We start from the raw sequence: 16,727 nt of genomic DNA, 5'->3' as shown, positions 1-16,727 counted from the left end.
TTCCCCATTCCGCCATGGCGAATCCGCCGAACGGGCCATCCGATCTGACATCGATGCCAGCCTCTTCTCAGCTCCGGCGTTCTAAGGTGGCAATCGGGGGGCGCGGAGGCCGCCCGGGAGACCGAGGAGCGAGTGTGGAACTGGGAATGGCATTGCCGACGTCCGGGCCGCTGGCCTCCAAGGCCAACATCCTGCGGGTGGCGCGGGAGGCGGAACAGCTCGGCTACGCGGCATTGTGGACGTACGAGCGGCTGCTGCGCCCGCTGGCGCCGCTGTTCCCCGGCCCGGACGGGGAGCTCCAGCGCATCCCGGAGGACTACCGGCTGACGTACGACCCGATCGAGACGCTCAGCTTCGTCGCGGCCGTGACCGAGCGGATCAGGCTGGGCACCAGCATCATCGACGCGCTGTTCCACCCGCCCGTGGTGCTGGCGAGGCGGTTCGCCACGCTCGACCAGTTCAGCGAGGGGCGGGTCGTCGCGGGCCTCGGCCAGGGGTGGATGCCGCAGGAGTTCGCCACCGCCAACGTCCCCCTCAAGCGCCGCGGCGCCGGGCTCGACGAGGTCATCGAGGCCATGCGGGCCTGCTGGGGGCCCGACCCGGTGGAGTACGAGGGACGGTTCTACCAGATCGAGGCGTCCGAGGTGAACCCGAAGCCGGTGCAGGCCCACGTGCCGATCATCGTGGGCGCCGCCACCCCGGCCGGCCAGGCGCGGGCGGCGCGGATCGCCGACGGCGTCAACCCCAACGCTTTCTCGTACGATCAACTCACCGAGGCCGCCCGTACGTTCCGCGAGACGGCCCGCGAGCTCGGCCGCGACGCCGACACCTTGACCGTGACGGCCCGGGCCAACGTGCCGATCACCGCCGACCCGCTCGGCGACGCCCGCCCGTTCCTGGGCGGCTCCCCCCACGAGATCGCCGGCGACCTGAAGCGCCTCGAAGGCTCCGGAGTCGACCACGTGCTGTTCTACAACGTCGCCCCGGACGGCATCGACAGCCACTTGCGCCTGATCGCCGAACTGAAGACCCTGGCCGGCTGAGAGGACCACCTCAAGCGGTCATCTCCTGCCACGGATCAACCAGGCTGATCCCGGTGCCGGTGAAGTCTTTCGTGTTCCGAGTGGCAAGCGTCGCTGCGCGGGACCGGCAGATCGCAGCGATCTGACCGTCGAATCCACTGATCGGATGGGCAGCTTTCTCGCGGTCGGAGACCAGGTCGGCATACGCAGTCGCCGCAGCCAGGTCGAACGGAAGAACCTGACGCGGGAACGCCGCGAAGATCTCGTTGGCGGCCTGATGCAATGTCTCGCGGCGTCGACCCTCCGGCAGCCGTGCAATGCCGTAACGGACTTCGGCCACGGTCACTGCCGTGGTGTAAAGCCCTGTGCCGGACGTTTGCTGGAGCCATGCAAGCACGGCTCGATCCGGCGCGGCACGCATGAGCTCGGACACGACGTTGGTGTCGAGGACGATCATTACTCGCCGAATTCCGCCGCCCGGGGCGGAGTGGTCCGGGCCGGTGGGTCGAGGTCAACGCCACCGAGCTGCGTGAACCGCGCGGTGAGAGCACTGAAGAGGTCGTTTTGCGGACGCTCGTCCTCGGTGGCGGCCGCCGTGAGGATCAGGCGGATCTCTGCCTCCATGGAACGGCCGTGCCGGGCGGCGCGCAGACGCAGCTTCTCTTTGACAGAGTCGTCAAGGTCTCTGATGCTCAGGGCCGCCATCCGCTCATCTCCTAGTCAAGCCGACTGATAGCAATGCTAGCGCAGGGGCAAGGCTTCTATGCCTGGCCGAGGAGCGCCTCATGCAAGGCGGCGGATGTCAGTGGGCTCAGGGGGCGGGCGGCCAGCCAGGCGGCGCCGGCGGCGGGGTCTCGGCCTGTGCGCGGGTGCAAGCCTCGGGAACGCAAGACCTTCAGGAGCCCTTCTCGTACGGGGGTGTCGCCGGCCAGTAGGCCGCCGCCCAGGACCACCGGGCCGTCGGCGCCCAGGTCGTCCAAGGTTGCCACCAAGTGGGCCACCGCCTCCTCGACTATGGCTGAGGCTTGGGGGTCTCCGGCGCGGGCCGCCGCGCAGACCAGTGGGGCGAGGTCGCCTATCTCGTCCCACGGAAGCGCCTGCGCCCAATAGACCATCTCGTCGGCGGTGGTGACGCCCGCCTGGGCCGCGACCTGGGCCGCGAACGGGGTGGACCAGGTTCGCACGGCCGTGCGGACGGCGCGCAGGCCCAGCCAGCGGCCGGAACCCTCGTCGCCCAGCAGCCAGCCCAGGCCGTCCGAGGTGCGTTCCACCGCGTCGTCGCGGACCGATGCCGCTATGGCCCCGGTGCCGGCTATCAGGGCCGCGCCCCACGGGGCCGGCGTGCCCGAGGCGAACGTCGTCACCACGTCGCCGACGACCGTGACCGGGGCGTTCACGCCCAGGGCGGCCAGCGCCGGCGCGAACTGCGCGGCCGTCGCGGGGCCGGCTATGCCCAAGGTGGCCGCGCCGACCAGCCCCGGCGCGTGATCGCCCAGTGCCGCGCGCACGGCGGTGGCCACGGCCTCGGCGGCGCGGTCGGCGCCGGCCGTCAGCGGGTTGCCGGGGCCGGCCAGGCCGCGCCCGATCAGGGTGCCGCCGGTCGTGGCGACCACGGCGCGGGAGGACGTGCCGCCCGCGTCGACTCCGACCACCAAGTTCATGAGCCTGATAGAAGCACAGACAAAAGTTGTTGACTAGTTCACTCTTCGGTCGTAATTTTCATCGGCAACAGCGAACGATGAAAAGGATGACCGACGTGACCGGTGAGAGCGGAGGCCTTCTCGGCCGCCTGCGGATCGAGGGGCCCGGCATGCCGGAGGCCCTGGCCCGGATCGCCGAGACGATCCTGGCCGACCCCGAGGCGGCCGCCAACGCGAGCATCGTCGACCTGGCCGAGCGATCGGGCACGTCGACCGCGACGGTCACCCGGTTCAGCCGGACGCTGGGTTTCAAGGGCTACGCCAATCTGCGCGTGGCCGTCGCGACCGAGACCGGCCGGGCCGAGCAGGCCCGGTGGGAGACCGACATCAGCGGGGACATCGCGCCCAGCGATCCGCTGACCGACGTGCTGGGTGTTGTCACCGCCGCCGACACCCGGGCCATCCACGACACCGCGGCCGCCCTCGACATGGCCGCCATCGACCGGGTCGCGGCCGAGATCGCCGGCGCGAAGCGGGTCGAGCTGTTCGGCCTGGGCAGCAGCGGCACCTCGGCGCGCGAGATGGCGTTCCGCCTCGAGCGCATCCGGGTGCCGGTGTGGCACCGGCTCGACAGCCACACCGCGCTCACCAACGCTGCCCTTCTGCTCCCCGGTGACGTGGCGATCGGGCTGTCCCACTCGGGGCGCACCCGTGAGGTCATCGAGACCCTGGCCGAGGCGGCCGACCACGGCGCGCTCACGGTCGCGGTCACCAGTTACAGCCGTTCCCCGCTGGCCGAGGTCGCCGACGTCGTCTTCACGACGGCGGTGCAGGAGACCACGTTCCGGCTGGCGGCGCTCGCGGCTCTCCACTCGCAGCTGCTCGTGCTCGACATGATCTACGTCGCCGTCGCTCAGCGCACGTACGAGCGTACGGCCGAAGCCCTGGAACTGACCGTTCGCGCGGTCGACGCCCATCGCCTCCCCGAGAAGAACCCCACCCGCAATCGCGGGAGAAGCAAGTCCTGACATGAGGAGTCATCATGCGGTCCCACCGCTATATCGCGGCCGTCGCCCTGAGCGCCGCCGCCCTTCTGACAGTGAGCGCCTGCAGCAGCGACGGGAACGGCGGTGACAGCGGCGGCGGAACGCCGGGCGCCGTGCCCACCGCCCGCGGGGAGGGCAAGACCCTCACCGTCTGGGTCATGACCGACGACTACACCGACGAGACCCTCAACGCCATCAACGCCAAGTTCACCGAGGCCACGGGGGCCAAGGTCGACCTGCAGATCCAGCAGTGGGAGGGCATCACCACGAAGATAAGCACGGCGCTGTCCACCTCGGGCACGCCGGACGTGCTCGACCTCGGCAACACCCAGGTGCCCGGCTTCGCCGCCAACGGCGGACTGCTCGACTTGAGCCAGTACAAGGACGACCTCAAGCAGGGCCGCACCTGGCTGGCCGGCCTCGAGGAGCCGGCCACTGTGGACGGCGCGCTCTACGCCGTGCCCGGCTTCGCCGGCGCCCGCGCGGTCATCTACAACAAGAAGACCTGGGCCGCCGCCGGTGTCACGGCCGCTCCCACCACGTACACCGAATTGACCGCCGCTCTTGACAAGATCAAGGCAAAGAACCCGGCCGCCGACTTCTCGCCGTTCTACATGCCGGGCCAGTACTGGTACGCGGGCCTGCAGTTCCTCTGGGACGCGGGCGGCGAGATCGCCACCAACGAGGGCGGGAACTGGAAGGGCGGCTTCTCCTCCCCGGCCGGCCAGAAGGGCCTGACCGAGTTCAAGACCTTCCAGAACACGTACTCCACCGAGGCCTCCCGCACCCTCGACACCGACTCGCCCGACCAGGTCCAGCTGTTCGCCGACGGCAAGACCTCGGCCATCCTGGCCTCCGGCGGCGCGGTCGGCCTGATCCAGAAGACCAACCCGAACATCAAGTCCGAGGACATCGGCACGTTCCCGCTGCCCGGCGTCTCGGGCAAGAACCAGCCGGTGATGCTGGGCGGCTCGGTCTGGGGCATCGCCACCAAGAGCGACGCCCAGGACCTGGCGCTGCAGTGGGCGAAGATCGCCGGCAGCCCGGAGATGCAGGACAAGTGGGTCTTCGGCAAGGACGGCTGGATCCCGAACAGCACCGAGGCCATCCAGGCCGCCGAGCCGGCCCTGAAGGAGCAGCAGAAGGCGTTCTTCACCGCCGCCCTGTCGTCCAAGGCGACCCCGGCCGCCGCGCAGTGGCCGACCCTGGAGGGCGACAAGAGCGTCAACCAGGTCTTCTCGGCGGTCGCCTCCGGCGCCAAGACCCCCGAGGTGGCCGGCAAGGAATTCGACGCCCACCTCGGCGAGACTCTCGCCGGCGGTAAGTGACCACCGTGATCACCGACGCGGCCGGCGCTCCGCCGGCCGCGCCGGCCCCACCCGCCTCCCGCCCGCGTGGAAAGAGGCGCGAACTCGCCCCGCTGTTCCTGCTGAGCCCGGCCGGCCTCGTGCTGGCCGTGGTGACGCTGGCGCCGATCGGCTTCCTGGTCTTCACGTCGTTCACCGACTACAACCAGCGGAGCCTGTTCACCGGCGCCTACCGCTCGGTCGGCCTCGACCAGTACGCGGACCTGCTGAGCAGCGGCGCCTTCTGGGCCTCGCTGGTCCGCACGGTGCTGTTCACCTCGGCCATGGTGGCCGGCAGCGTGCTGATCGGGATGGGCGTCTCGCACCTGCTGACCCGGCTCGGCCGACGGTGGCGCTACACGGTCACGGTGGTGCTCATCGTCGCCTGGGCCATGCCCAACGTGGCCTCGTCGCTGGTGTGGAACTGGCTCTTCCAGCCCGGGTACGGGGTGGTCAACTGGGGTCTCGACCAGCTGAGGGTCTTCGGTGACACGACCAGCCTCGACTGGACGCAGGACCCCGCGAGGGCGTACGTCGTCATCTGGCTCCTGATCGTCTGGCAGGCCGTGCCGTTCATCGCGCTGACCCTGAACGCGGCCGAGACGCAGGTCCCGCGCGAATATCTCGAGGCGGCCCGGATGGACGGCGCCACCGAGCTCACCGTCTACCGGATGATCACGCTCAACCACCTGCGCCCGACGCTGCTGCTGGTCACGATCCTGTCGGTGATCTGGGACTACAACGTGTTCAACCAGATCTGGCTGATCTCGCGCGGCGGGCCGGGCGACGCCACCAGCACGCTCGGCGTCTACACGTACAAGACCGCGTTCGTCGGCTTCCACATCGGGCAGGGCGCGGCCATCTCGGTGGTCACGACGCTGCTGCTGCTCGGGCTGACCGCGCTCTACATCCGCAGACTGCTCAAGTCGGGAGAGGACCTGTGAAGCACAAGGTAGCCAACACGCTCGCGGCGATCTTCTGCCTGATCTGGGCCTTCCCGGTCTACTGGATGGTCAACACGGCGTTCAAGCCGCGCTCGGAGGTGATGACCCCGACGCCGCACTTCGTGCCGCGGCACCCGACGTTCGACAACTTCGTCAACGCGGTCAGCCAGGAGCACTTCCTCACCAACCTGCGGAACAGCGTCATCGTGGTCGTCGCGACGGTGCTGGTCTCGATCGTGCTGGGCATCTTCGCGGCGGCCGCGCTGTCCCGCTTCCGCTTCCGGGGGCGCCGGCTGCTCATGGTGGTCATCCTGGCCGTGCAGATGCTGCCGGGCACGGCCCTGCTCATCCCGATGTTCGTCATGTTCAACCAGCTCGACCTTCTGGGGACGTACGCGGCACTGGTGTTGGCGTACGTGGCGACCGTCCTTCCGTTCTCGATCTGGGTGATGCGCGGCTTCTTCGTGACCATCCCGGCCGAGATCGAGGAGGCGGCCCGGATGGACGGCGCGAGCACCTGGCGCGTGCTCACCAGCGTCCTGTTCCCGCTGGTCGCGCCGGGTGTCATCTCGACCGGCATCTTCGCGTTCATCGCGGCCTGGAACGACTATCTGTTCGCCTACACGTTCATGCAGGACCAGAGCCACTACACCCTGCCGGTCTGGCTGGCCTCGTTCACCAACCCGCACACCGGCACCGACTTCGGCGGTCAGATGGCGGCCTCCGTCCTCTTCTCCGTTCCCGTCGTCGTGTTCTTCCTGATCATCCAGCGCAATCTGGTGGCCGGTATGTCCGCCGGCGCCGTGAAGGGCTAGACCTTGTTGATCCCCGCTCCACTCTCGTTCGTCCCCGGTCAGGGTTCGCTCGCCCTCGACCACAGCTCCACCATCTCCTCCCCGGCCGAATTGTCCGGAGTCCTCGCCTGGCTGCGGCAGGCGCTGCGGCTCCCCCTCCGGGAGACGAAGGCCGGCACCATCGCGCTCGGCCTGGACGACGATCTCGCCACGGAAGAGTTCCGGATGGACGTCACCACCGATCGCGCGACGATCATCGGCGGCGGGTCGGCCGGGGTGTTCTACGGCTGTCAGGCGCTCTTGCAGCTGCTGCCGCCGACGATCTATCGGCGCGCCCCTTTTGACCGGAAAGTCTGGACAATTCCGGCGGCCCGCGTGCACGACAAGCCCCGTTTCGCCTGGCGAGGGGCGATGCTTGATGTCGTACGTCATTTCATGCCCAAGCACGACGTCATGCGCTTCATCGACCTGATGGCGATGCACCGGCTCAACACCCTGCACTGGCACCTGACCGACGACCAGGGCTGGCGGCTGGAGATCACGCGCTATCCGCGCCTCACCGAGGTCGGCGCGTGGCGGCGGGAGAGCCAGGTCGGCGCGGGCAAGGACGCGCCCGGCGACGGCCGTCCGCACGGCGGGTTCTACACGCAGGAGGACGTACGGGAGATCGTCGCCTACGCCGCGGAACGGTTCATCACGGTCGTGCCGGAGGTGGAGTCTCCCGGGCACGTGCGGGCGGCCGTGGCGGCGTACCCCCAATTGGGTGTGACAGGTCAGCCGGTGGAGGTCTGGACGCGCTGGGGCATCAGCGAGGACATCCTGAACGTCGAGGAGTCCACCGTGGACTTCTTCCGCGGGGTGCTCGACGAGGTGCTCGAGCTGTTCCCGTCACGCTACATCGGCGTGGGCGGCGACGAATGCCCGAAGACCCAGTGGCGCTCCGACCCGCGCACCCAGCAGCGGATGGCTGAGCTGGGCGTGGCGACCGAGGAGGGCCTCCAGGCCTGGTTCATCGGACGTCTGGGCGAGCACCTGAACGCGGCCGGCCGCCGCCTGTTCGGCTGGGACGAGATCCTCGAGGGCAACCTCGCCCCCGGCGCGGTCATCGCCTCGTGGCGGGGCCTGACCGGCGCCCTCGCGGCGGCCCGGCGCGGATACGACGTGGTGGCCTGCCCCGACGACCTGGCCTACCTCGACTACCGCCAGTCCGAGCTGCCGGACGAGCCCATCCCGGTCTCGATCCCGCTGACCCTGCGCGACGTGTACGCCCTCGACCCGGTGCCGCCGGGCCTGACCGAGGACGAGGCGAAGCACGTGCTGGGCGGGCAGGCCAACATCTGGACGGAGCACGCGGACTCCCCCCGTACGGTCGACTATCTGGTCTTCCCGCGTCTCTGCGCGATCGCGGAGGCGCTGTGGGGCCCGGCCGACCGCGACTTCGACGACTTCGAACGCCGCCTTCAGCACCACCTGCTGAGGCTGGACGCCCTGGGCGTCGAATATCGCCGGGCCGACGGCCCGCGCCCCTGGCAGCGCCGGCCCGGCATCCCCGGCCGTCCCGACACGCGCGAGCAGCGGGCCGCACACATCGCGCAACTGGTAGCCAACATCAGCGTCTCCTGAGGAGCACCCGTGTACGCCTCCCGTCGCAACGTCCTGGGCACTCTCACCGCCGTACTGACCGGTTCCCTCATCCCGTCCCCGGCCTCGGCGTCGGCTTCGGCCTCGTCGTGGACCGCGGGCGCCACCCCGTCGTCGGTCAAGGCGGCGTTCGCCTTCCTCACCAGCAAATTCGACGAGTACGGCTCGGGGAGCGCCCTCCGGGTGCCACGCAGCTACACGGGCGGCTTCCTCGGGAACTTCGTGTCGTCCTTCGCGTACGACGACGCCCTGGTCATCATGGCGTGGCTGGCGCACGGGGACGTCCGCCGCGCCACGATCCTCGGCGACACCCTGCTCCACGTGCAGAAGAACGACCCGATCGGCGACGGCCGCACCCGGGCCTCGTACCAGCCGGAGACCTTCGAGATCGGCTCGCCGGCGGCGTACACCGGCAACCAGGCCTGGGTCGGCATGGCTTTCGCCCAGCTGTACGCCCGGACCCGCCACCAGCGTTTCCTCGACGGCGCCCTGCGCGAGGCGACGTGGATCCAGGACAGGACATGGGACGGCGGGCGGGCGCCTTTCGGTTACACCGGCGGTCGTACGGCCGACGACCAGCCCAACACGTTCAAAGCGACCGAGCACAACATCGACGTGGGCGCTTTCTTCACGATGCTGGCGCGCTTGACCGGAAAGCGAGTCTGGACCACCCGAGCCCAGGCGGCGTTCGCTTTCGTGGCGGCCATGCAGGACCGGGCGACCGGCCACGTGTGGACGGGAACCGACCCGGACGGCACGACGACGAACAGGATCCCGATCCCGGAGGACGTGCAGACGTGGGCCCGCCTGGCCACGGGCGACCGCCGCTACGACCGCTCGGTGACGTGGGTGCTGGACCGGCTGGCCGCCTTCGACGCCAACGTCTACGGCGTGAGCTACAGCGACACGGACACGAGCAAGGTGTGGCTGGAGGGCACGGCACACACGGCCTTGGCTCTGCAGGCCCGGGGCAGCCGGGGCGACGCTTTGCTGAGCCGCAAACTGCTGTGGAACATAGGCCGGGCTCAAGCGACCACCCCGAACGGCGACGGTCGGGGAATCCCGGCCGCTTCCAGCGACGGCCTGGACACAGGCTTCGGCGACCTGTACTACGCGAGCCTGCACACCGGAGCCACAGCCTGGTATTTGCTGGCCGCTCTGGGCCGCAACCCGTTCCGCTTGTGACCCGGTATCGGACGGGTGAAGGCCCACGACGCCGGCGATGATCTATTGGCAGGATGGCCGGATGAGTCCCGTGAGCCGCCGCCGGAAGAAAGCGAAGCCCCGCCGCTCGGGTCAGCGTGTCCTCAGAGCGGTGCCGGAGGCTGGGCAGGAGTGCGACTGCCCGGACTGTTCGGGCGCCGAGCTCGATCCACAGGCGTTCGCCGGCGATCTGACCGCCGCCGCTGCGCCTCTCCTGGCCGTCGACGATCCGCTGGAGGCGGAATTGCTCGGCGCGAGCTTCGTGGGCCTCGTGGAGACGTTGTCCGAGGAGATCGTTCCGCGATAGCGGAACTGTCCACGCCCGCCGCGCCGGCCCTGCTGCTCGCCAGCGCGGCGGTCGAGCCCCGGACGGGAGCCGCCGAGCAGGCCCGGCGTCTGCTGGCGGCCGGAATTCCCGCGCCGGCCTGGGCCGACGAGTTGTCCCGGCCGTTGAAGGCGACGATGCTCCGGCGCTACGGCGACGCGACCGCCGAGTCGTCGCTGCTGTGCTCATTCGAACGGTCCGGCCGCTCACACGGCTTCGTCGTCCACGTCAACCACACCGACTGTGACGCGGCCGAGGAAATGAGCTTGTTTCCGGGCGAGACGCTCGGCGAAGTCATCACCATGCTCGAGGCGGACGGCACGGCGCACACCGTCGAAGACCTCGACCCGGCCGAGTTCCGGTGGCAGGTCGAGCGGGCCCTTAACGCCCGCGCCGTCCACGATCGGGAGGACGATGAGGCGGCGTCGGACGCCCGCGACGGCCATCACTCGCTGGCCGTGCTGCTGCGCGCCCGGATGGGCACCCTGCCCGAACCGTCGCGGCCGCCGATCTGGCGCCGTTTGGAAGTCACCGCCGACACCAGCCTGTCCGACCTGCACCGCACCATCCAGACAGCGTTCGGCTGGGAAGACTCGCATCTGCACGTCTTCGACACCTCGTACGGCGCTTTCGGTATCGCCGACCGGGAGCTCGGCCATCGTGCCGAGAAACCCGTGACCCTGGAGCAGGTCGCGCCGACAGCCGGCCAGAAACTGCGATACCTGTACGACTTCGGCGACAACTGGGAACACGACATCGTGGTCGAGAAGATCCTCGACCGCCAACCGGTCGCCTACCCGCGCTCCACCGGACGACTGCGGCGGCGTCTGGGGCTACACCGAGCTCATCGAGATCCTCGCCGACCCCAGCCACCCCGAACACAAGGACCGCCTGGAGTGGCTCGACCTGACAACCGCCGACGACTTCGACCCGTCCCGATTCGACACCGCCGAAGTGAACCGCCTGCTGACCGAACAAGACTGACACGTCAAGCAAAAGTGCAGGTCAAGGCTAATGTAACTCAAATGTAACTAGAAGGCTTGAAATGTAACTACAGGCTGGTTACATTTACTTCGTGCCTCAGGATCTGGACGGTTTGGTTCGTACCTTGCGCGCCTCGGGCGGCGATTCCACGGCCATCGAGGTCAAGTCCGCGGCCGGCGGCCTTCCACTTTCGCTGACCTCCTCGTTGAGCGCTCTCGCCAACCTTCCGGGCGGCGGCACCATCATCCTCGGACTGGACGAGCGTGCGGGATTCCGCCCCGTGACACTGACCGATCCTCAAGCACTCAAACAGGGCCTCGCCGCGAAGGCGCGCGCGTTCACGCCCCCGGTGCAGCTGACCATCGACGACGGCCTGATCGACGGGCAGCCGGTAGTCGTAGCTCGCGTCCATGAGTGCGACCCGTCAGCCAAGCCATGCCGGGTCACCGCCTCCGGCACCGCGTACCTGCGCGGTTACGACGGCGACTTCCCTCTCTCCGACCTGGAGACGCAAGGATTCCTCGCCGCCCGCCGGCCGCCGTTGTTCGACCGTCGGCCCGTCGAAGGAGCAGGTCCGGACGACCTCGACCCGCAACTGGTCGCCGCCTATCTCGCAACCGTGCGGGAGCGGGATGCCACCGGTCTCGGCCGTTTCCCGGACGACACGGAACTGCTACGCCGGGCCGGAGTGATCGTCGACGGAGGGCAGCCCACCGTGGCCGGCCTCCTGACACTAGGCGTACACCCACAGCAGTTCTTTCCCCGTTATGTCATCCAAGCTGCCGCCGAACCGCTTCCCCAGGATCCGCCGTCGGTGCGCGCCCGCAATCAGGTCACCATCACCGGCCCCACTCCCCGCATGCTGGACGCCGCCCTGGACTGGGCTCGACGCACTTTCGACACGAAGATCGTCGAGAATCCCGATGGCAGCGTCAGCGACCAGCCCGCGTATCCCCTACTCGCGTTCCGCGAAGTCATCGCCAACGCCCTCATCCACCGCGACCTCGACGATTGGTCGCAGGCCTTCGCCGTCGAGGTGCGCCTGCGCCGGGACCGGCTCGTCGTCACCAATCCAGGCGGTCTTTACGGCATCACCGTCGACCGCCTGGGCCGTGATGCCGTGACGTCCGCCCGCAACGCACGCCTCGTGGCAATCTGCCAGCACGTACGCTCCGCCGGCACCGGCGGCCGTGTCATCGAGGCGCTGGCCAGTGGCATCCCCACGATCGCCCACGAGCTGTCGAGTCATGCGCTGCCGCCGGCCCAGTACATCGACGCCAACATCAGGTTCACCGTCATTTTGCGTTCCACCGCCGTCCCAGCCGACCCGCTGGCGGCCCTGACCGCAACTGAGCTGAGCGTCTACGCAGCCCTCGACTCGGGCCCGAAAACCGTCGCCGAACTCGGAACGGCGCTCCGACTGACCGCACCGAACATCCGCAAAGCGCTGCGCAATTTGCGTGCCGAGGGCCTCGTGCACCAAGAAGGCGGCAAAGGCCGCCTGACCACCTACCGGCAGGCGGACGCCAGGGGCCGCAGATAGCGCAAGGTGCTCACGCCGTGGCCCGGACGACCCCGCCGAGAGCGGGGGTCATCTGCGTGCCGGCCTTGTTCGGCTCGATAGGTCTCCGGGCCTGGCAGAGAAGGATCGCCGAGTATCCGTGGGTGGCGTCCTGGGACGTCGTTTGGACCTCGATCGCGCCGTTCAGCGGCTCGAACTCGGGGCGTAGCGCCTCGCGGAGGTCGTGTTCGTCCACGTCGGCGCCGGGGAAGGTCTTTCCGGCCACCGTGTAGCCGCGGCAGCGGCGCAAGGCCGCCGTGATGAACAGGCCTCCCGGCTGGACCAGGCCGGTTATGTGGCGCATGAACAGCAACCATGTCGTGCGGTCGGCGGTGGCCGAGTCCGCGCAGTACGGGCTTATCACTGTCGCGTAGTGACGATCCACCGGTCGGGGGTGGTGGGCGTCGACCTGGACCAGCTTGGTGATTTTCGTTCTGGTCAGGTCCTCCCGTGCGGCGATCTGCTCGTCGGTCGGGTGGGTTACGCCCTCGCACTGCAGGGTGTAGCGGACAAACGGGCGCCAGTCGTGGGCTCCCGGCTCGCGGTGGATCCACCGCTGGATCTCGGCCAGGTTCGCCGGCAGGTAGTCGCCCAGGTGGATCTCGGATGCTGTTTCGGCCGCGGCGAAGACGTGGTGCAGCGTGGGGCCGACGCCGAAGAACAACACCGGCCGGCCCGCTTCGGCGTGTCTCAGCGCGTCGACCAGGAAGGCCACGGTGGCCACCTCGTCCGGTTCCACGGCGCGGTAGTAGCCCGCGAGGTACTCGGCCGGTTCCCAGTCGGTGTCGAACGACGCGTACCGGCGTCGGCGGCGCAGCACGCCCGTGATGATGCGGGCGAGCCCGTACTCGTACAGTGCGGCGGCCAGATTGGCCCCGGCCAGGAAGGCGAGCGCCTCGGCCGTGGTGACCGCGTCGCTGAAGGCCGCGGCGCTGAAGGCACCGGCGTAGTAGATCCCCTCCCCGGCGAGCTGCGTGCCGACGTAGCCGGTGGCCGCGGCCAGTCGTGACACGGCGGGGCGGGTCGAGGTGCGACGGGCTATGTCGTACGCCGCTTTGGAGAGCACGTTGGTGCTGGTTCCGGTGAGCAGCAGCAGGGTCCAGTTCGCCCGCAGGCCGGCTCGCAGCCCGACGGCCCAGGCCGCGTAGCTGGCCACGAGGAGCACCAGCAGCCACGGCTGGCTGAAGCCGGCGATGAGTCCCGACGCGACCAGCGCGACCCCGGCCGCCGCCGCGCAGGCGTCCAACGCGTAGTTGGACGCCGCGGTGGCAGCGACGCTGACCGTCCAGTTCCTGAGCTCGACCGCCCGTCGGTTCATGTTCGGATCCCCGCTTGGCTCGTGGAAGCGATGTGGAAGCGATGTGGCCCGAGGATCGGTCGGCCGGGTGCTCACTGTCCAGGTCAGAAAGTGGTCAGTAGCTGTCCAACCACACCGCGAGGGCTAGGAGGTGGCTGCTGGGAGGACATGGTCGGCGACCTTGTCGGTAGAGAGACACAGCGAGCAGACGTGGCAGGTGAGCTCTTCGCCCGACGGGTTGCCGTCCCGACAGCCGAGTCAGTCCCGCCCCGCGCGCCCAGAGACACCTGAACGGGTGAGCGGGAAGCACGATCTTTCCCATCAGCGTATGTTCGAATCCGAATCCGCTGCGCTTCATAGGGCTAATCCAGTATCGGAGTATTTGCCATGCCCAGAACCTGGTTCAAGAGTTCTTATTCCGTTGCCAATAGCGCATGCGTGGAGGTGGCCGTCGGCGAAAACCCGGGTGAGCAGGTATTCATGAGGGATTCCAAGGACCCGGCCGGCGCGGTACTCACTTTCAGCGAGGCCGCGTGGAAAACTTTTGTCGAGGAGGTCAAATCCGATCGTCTCCGCCGGCCTTGACTCTATGGACGGCAACGGCTGACAGACCGGCGAACGCAGCCGCGAGGACAATTATCGCGACGTCTCGGCGGTGCGACATCGGTGCGCTGTGAGTGCTCCCGGTACGCTCGATCGACGGCGAAACGGCCGGTCTCATCCGGGCCTTGGCGAGTTCCTCAATGACAATCGAGACGAACCGACGGCGTTCCGGTCTACCGTTCGTGCCGATCCATACGGCCCCCACCCGTGACCACCAGCGTCGTGTGATGTCGCTGCGGAACATGTCGGCAGCCATGTTCCGCAGCTCGAAATCGTCGATTTCCCTTAATTCCCAGAGCGTAAGCCAATACATCATCATGGAGTTCGCGAACAGCTCTTTCTTCACGTGCGGGCTGTCAGCGATTCTTGCGTCCAGAACCTCGACGAGCTCAGGATTCTCGAGGACCATGCCCATCAGTTCGAGATGTTGCTGACGATCCATTTCCGCGAGCTGCTGACGAACCTGTCGACGTTGATACAACAGAGATGCGACGATGCCGCACAGTGCGGCCGCAGACAACAACGCCGAAGCGCCTCCATAGGCTTGCCCGATATCGGCGAGATGCCGCCAGGGCAAGCCTTCTTCCGACGGAAGCCGGATCATCAGGAGCGGCGACGCCATCACCGTCACCACTACCGTGATGAGCCCGCACGCCAACAGCCAGTTCTCGGTCCGCTCGCTCTTGAGGACTCTCCGGGGTTTCGCCGGGCTGATTCCCATGGGGCCACCTGCGCTCGCGGGGATAGACACATAGCAACAGGACGCTCGCTCAGAGTGACAGTCGTGTTTCATTCAGGAGTTCAAGCCCCGGTCGATCTCCGCCGCGGCAGAACAGCCTCGGCCCATAGGACCCGATCGCTCGAAAGCACAATGGACGGTTGTTCGAGGGGAGGTCGACGATGACCGGGTGCGCGAGGCCGAATCGCGCGAGGCGCTGACGAACGCGCTCGTCGCGGCTACAAGGCCCGGACGACAGCGGACTACGCCACAAACGAGGCCCTACGGCCGTTGGAAGAGAAGTCACGTCCAGTAGAGGATGCGGCAGGCCGGCAGCCGGGTGGCGATCTCCCCGTGGAACCACGAACGGAGCTCGGTCATCGTCTCCGCTGGGTAGACGTATTTCACCGCGCCGAACTTGCCGTGCTTCCGGCTTCGGGACTCCTCGTCCATCTCCAGCTTCGTCCGCGGATACCAGCTCAGCAGCACCTCTTTGCTGCCGGGCGTGAACCGGTGCGTGATGAGCTCCGCCGTCAGATCCAGGCCCGGCACGTCACCTACCGCCGCCGCGATGCCGTCCAGCAGCTCACCGTAGTGCGTTCGCCAATCGGGGACGGCGATGATCGGCGCGATGGTGACACCCACCGGATAGCCGTCGAGGGCCAGGCGGCGCAGCGCGGCCAGCCTGTCCTCCAAGCGGCTCGTGCCGCCCTCGACCCGCGTGGTGACCGGGCGGCAGTTGACGCTCAGCCGCACCCTCGTACGGCCCTGATGCGCAAGCCCCACGAAGCTGCCCACGTCGTCGAACTTCGTGGTCCAGCGCAACTGGACCGGCGCCTCCCAGGCGCCGAAATGCTCGACGGCTCGGCGCCAACTGCCGGTGAGGTGCTCCAGGGCGAGCGGATCGGTGTAACAGGACGCCTCGAACGTCGTCCCCTCGTCGCGCCGGGCCTGGCGGCGGCTGGTGATCGTGCCCCGGCCGGCATAGTCGGCGAGCCCGGCCAGGATGTCGTCGAGGTCGGCGTAGACGCGGGTCACCGGCGGCCCGGAGAGCGAGCCGGCCAGATAGCAGTACTGACAGTGCGCGGGGCAGCCCTCGGCCAGGTCGAACCGCCAGTCCGCGCTGGGCGCGATCGGCTGAAGCTTACGGCGCGAGGGCGGGCTCACCACGAGCGCCATGGTGGCTTTGGCCCGGGCGTACGTCTCGCGGTCGCTCTCCCCGCGCAGTCCGGTGAGCCGGTTGCCTTTCAGCCGCTCGACCTCGATGCCCCGCGCCTCGACCAGCGACATGATCCGCAGTCCGTGCGCGTGGTCGTACGCGGCCGGCGTGGCCACGACCCGCTTCGGCGTCCACCGGCGGGCCGGGCTCGCGGGTGGCGCCACGGCGCCGAGGTCATGGGTGGCGACCGCCTCGCCGCTGGCGCTGTGCGGCGCCGCCGGCGTCTCCGGCGCCAGTGGCCGGGTCACGTCAACCGAGTCGAAGGACACCGTCCGTACGTACCCTGAGCTGGTCGTTCGAAGCACGCGAGGCAGGTCGCCCGTCCCGTCCCGATTCCCCCGTACGCTTGCGCGCCGTCGGGCCAGGGCGGGCGACCTGCTTCCC

Annotated in this window: 17 protein-coding genes; 11 read left to right on the top strand and 6 right to left on the bottom strand. The window is 68.7% G+C overall.

Features of this window, described 5'->3' with window-relative positions; all coding sequences use genetic code 11:
* Window positions 1-134: 134 nt before the first annotated feature.
* Complete coding sequence (locus ACFY36_RS02680) at window positions 135-1,043, top strand: TIGR03619 family F420-dependent LLM class oxidoreductase (protein WP_499744137.1); 909 nt, start codon at window positions 135-137, stop codon at window positions 1,041-1,043.
* Window positions 1,044-1,053: 10 nt separating this feature from the next.
* Here the strand turns inward: ACFY36_RS02680 and ACFY36_RS02675 are convergent, their stop codons facing one another.
* From ACFY36_RS02675 to ACFY36_RS02665, 3 genes are read right to left on the bottom strand one after another with little or no spacing between them, the layout of a single operon-like run.
* Window positions 1,054-1,479: a type II toxin-antitoxin system VapC family toxin gene (locus ACFY36_RS02675; RefSeq protein WP_499744136.1), complete on the bottom strand. Its 426-nt coding sequence runs from the start codon at window positions 1,477-1,479 to the stop codon at window positions 1,054-1,056.
* Window positions 1,479-1,727, bottom strand: coding sequence for a FitA-like ribbon-helix-helix domain-containing protein (locus ACFY36_RS02670; RefSeq protein ID WP_499744135.1), 249 nt, complete (start codon window positions 1,725-1,727; stop codon window positions 1,479-1,481). Before ACFY36_RS02670 ends, ACFY36_RS02675 begins: the two co-directional genes overlap by 1 nt.
* 56 nt (window positions 1,728-1,783) lie before the next feature.
* Window positions 1,784-2,683: an N-acetylglucosamine kinase gene (locus tag ACFY36_RS02665; protein WP_499744134.1), complete on the bottom strand. Its 900-nt coding sequence runs from the start codon at window positions 2,681-2,683 to the stop codon at window positions 1,784-1,786.
* An 86-nt stretch (window positions 2,684-2,769) separates the two neighbouring features.
* On the opposite strand from ACFY36_RS02665, the gene ACFY36_RS02660 reads away from it, so the two are divergent.
* From ACFY36_RS02660 to ACFY36_RS02620, 9 genes are all read left to right on the top strand, one after another.
* Window positions 2,770-3,690, top strand: a complete 921-nt coding sequence (locus tag ACFY36_RS02660) for a MurR/RpiR family transcriptional regulator (RefSeq protein WP_498697036.1) — start codon at window positions 2,770-2,772, stop codon at window positions 3,688-3,690.
* 14 nt (window positions 3,691-3,704) lie between these two features.
* Complete coding sequence (locus ACFY36_RS02655) at window positions 3,705-5,036, top strand: extracellular solute-binding protein (protein ID WP_499744133.1); 1,332 nt, start codon at window positions 3,705-3,707, stop codon at window positions 5,034-5,036.
* Window positions 5,033-5,998, top strand: coding sequence for a carbohydrate ABC transporter permease (locus ACFY36_RS02650; RefSeq protein ID WP_499744132.1), 966 nt, complete (start codon window positions 5,033-5,035; stop codon window positions 5,996-5,998). Before ACFY36_RS02655 ends, ACFY36_RS02650 begins: the two co-directional genes overlap by 4 nt.
* The gene (locus ACFY36_RS02645) at window positions 5,995-6,813 is read left to right on the top strand and encodes a carbohydrate ABC transporter permease (RefSeq protein WP_499744131.1); all 819 of its coding nucleotides are present in this window, start codon (window positions 5,995-5,997) and stop codon (window positions 6,811-6,813) included. Before ACFY36_RS02650 ends, ACFY36_RS02645 begins: the two co-directional genes overlap by 4 nt.
* Before the next feature lie 3 nt (window positions 6,814-6,816).
* Window positions 6,817-8,415, top strand: a complete 1,599-nt coding sequence (locus ACFY36_RS02640) for a beta-N-acetylhexosaminidase (protein WP_499744130.1) — start codon at window positions 6,817-6,819, stop codon at window positions 8,413-8,415.
* Between the two features lie 9 nt (window positions 8,416-8,424).
* Window positions 8,425-9,618: a hypothetical protein gene (locus ACFY36_RS02635; protein ID WP_499744129.1), complete on the top strand. Its 1,194-nt coding sequence runs from the start codon at window positions 8,425-8,427 to the stop codon at window positions 9,616-9,618.
* A gap of 61 nt (window positions 9,619-9,679) precedes the next feature.
* Window positions 9,680-9,943, top strand: coding sequence for a hypothetical protein (locus ACFY36_RS02630; RefSeq protein WP_499744128.1), 264 nt, complete (start codon window positions 9,680-9,682; stop codon window positions 9,941-9,943).
* A 155-nt stretch (window positions 9,944-10,098) separates the two neighbouring features.
* Window positions 10,099-10,992 (top strand): plasmid pRiA4b ORF-3 family protein, encoded by an 894-nt coding sequence (locus tag ACFY36_RS02625; protein WP_499744127.1) that lies wholly within the window; start codon window positions 10,099-10,101, stop codon window positions 10,990-10,992.
* A gap of 44 nt (window positions 10,993-11,036) precedes the next feature.
* Entirely contained in the window at window positions 11,037-12,488 is a 1,452-nt protein-coding gene (locus ACFY36_RS02620) for an ATP-binding protein (protein ID WP_499744126.1), read from the top strand.
* A gap of 10 nt (window positions 12,489-12,498) precedes the next feature.
* Here the strand turns inward: ACFY36_RS02620 and gntF are convergent, their stop codons facing one another.
* Window positions 12,499-13,824 (bottom strand): guanitoxin biosynthesis pre-guanitoxin forming N-methyltransferase GntF, encoded by a 1,326-nt coding sequence (gene gntF, locus ACFY36_RS02615; protein WP_499744125.1) that lies wholly within the window; start codon window positions 13,822-13,824, stop codon window positions 12,499-12,501.
* A gap of 366 nt (window positions 13,825-14,190) precedes the next feature.
* On the opposite strand from gntF, the gene ACFY36_RS02610 reads away from it, so the two are divergent.
* The gene (locus ACFY36_RS02610) at window positions 14,191-14,388 is read left to right on the top strand and encodes a DUF397 domain-containing protein (protein WP_499744124.1); all 198 of its coding nucleotides are present in this window, start codon (window positions 14,191-14,193) and stop codon (window positions 14,386-14,388) included.
* Here the strand turns inward: ACFY36_RS02610 and ACFY36_RS02605 are convergent.
* Together ACFY36_RS02605 and ACFY36_RS02600 are read right to left on the bottom strand one after the other, a co-directional pair.
* The gene (locus ACFY36_RS02605) at window positions 14,360-15,127 is read right to left on the bottom strand and encodes a DUF6082 family protein (RefSeq protein WP_499744123.1); all 768 of its coding nucleotides are present in this window, start codon (window positions 15,125-15,127) and stop codon (window positions 14,360-14,362) included. The two genes, ACFY36_RS02610 and ACFY36_RS02605, sit on opposite strands and share 29 nt — an antisense overlap.
* Window positions 15,128-15,427: 300 nt before the next feature.
* Window positions 15,428-16,591, bottom strand: coding sequence for a spore photoproduct lyase family protein (locus ACFY36_RS02600; protein WP_499744122.1), 1,164 nt, complete (start codon window positions 16,589-16,591; stop codon window positions 15,428-15,430).
* Window positions 16,592-16,727: the final 136 nt, after the last annotated feature.

It is taken from the genome of Actinoplanes sp. NPDC000266 (assembly GCF_042899005.1).
Classification (GTDB): Bacteria; Actinomycetota; Actinomycetes; order Mycobacteriales; family Micromonosporaceae; genus Actinoplanes.
This window is presented reverse-complemented; position numbering and strand designations above follow the sequence as displayed.

Coding starts and splice junctions, on each gene's coding strand:
- ACFY36_RS02675 (WP_499744136.1), bottom strand. CDS start 1,479: ATGATCGTCCTCGACACCAACGTCGTGTCCGAGCTCATGCGTGCCGCG.
- ACFY36_RS02670 (WP_499744135.1), bottom strand. CDS start 1,727: ATGGCGGCCCTGAGCATCAGAGACCTTGACGACTCTGTCAAAGAGAAG.
- ACFY36_RS02665 (WP_499744134.1), bottom strand. CDS start 2,683: ATGAACTTGGTGGTCGGAGTCGACGCGGGCGGCACGTCCTCCCGCGCC.
- ACFY36_RS02660 (WP_498697036.1), top strand. CDS start 2,770: ATGACCGACGTGACCGGTGAGAGCGGAGGCCTTCTCGGCCGCCTGCGG.
- ACFY36_RS02655 (WP_499744133.1), top strand. CDS start 3,705: ATGCGGTCCCACCGCTATATCGCGGCCGTCGCCCTGAGCGCCGCCGCC.
- ACFY36_RS02630 (WP_499744128.1), top strand. CDS start 9,680: ATGAGTCCCGTGAGCCGCCGCCGGAAGAAAGCGAAGCCCCGCCGCTCG.
- ACFY36_RS02625 (WP_499744127.1), top strand. CDS start 10,099: ATGCTCCGGCGCTACGGCGACGCGACCGCCGAGTCGTCGCTGCTGTGC.
- gntF (WP_499744125.1), bottom strand. CDS start 13,824: ATGAACCGACGGGCGGTCGAGCTCAGGAACTGGACGGTCAGCGTCGCT.
- ACFY36_RS02610 (WP_499744124.1), top strand. CDS start 14,191: ATGCCCAGAACCTGGTTCAAGAGTTCTTATTCCGTTGCCAATAGCGCA.
- ACFY36_RS02605 (WP_499744123.1), bottom strand. CDS start 15,127: ATGGGAATCAGCCCGGCGAAACCCCGGAGAGTCCTCAAGAGCGAGCGG.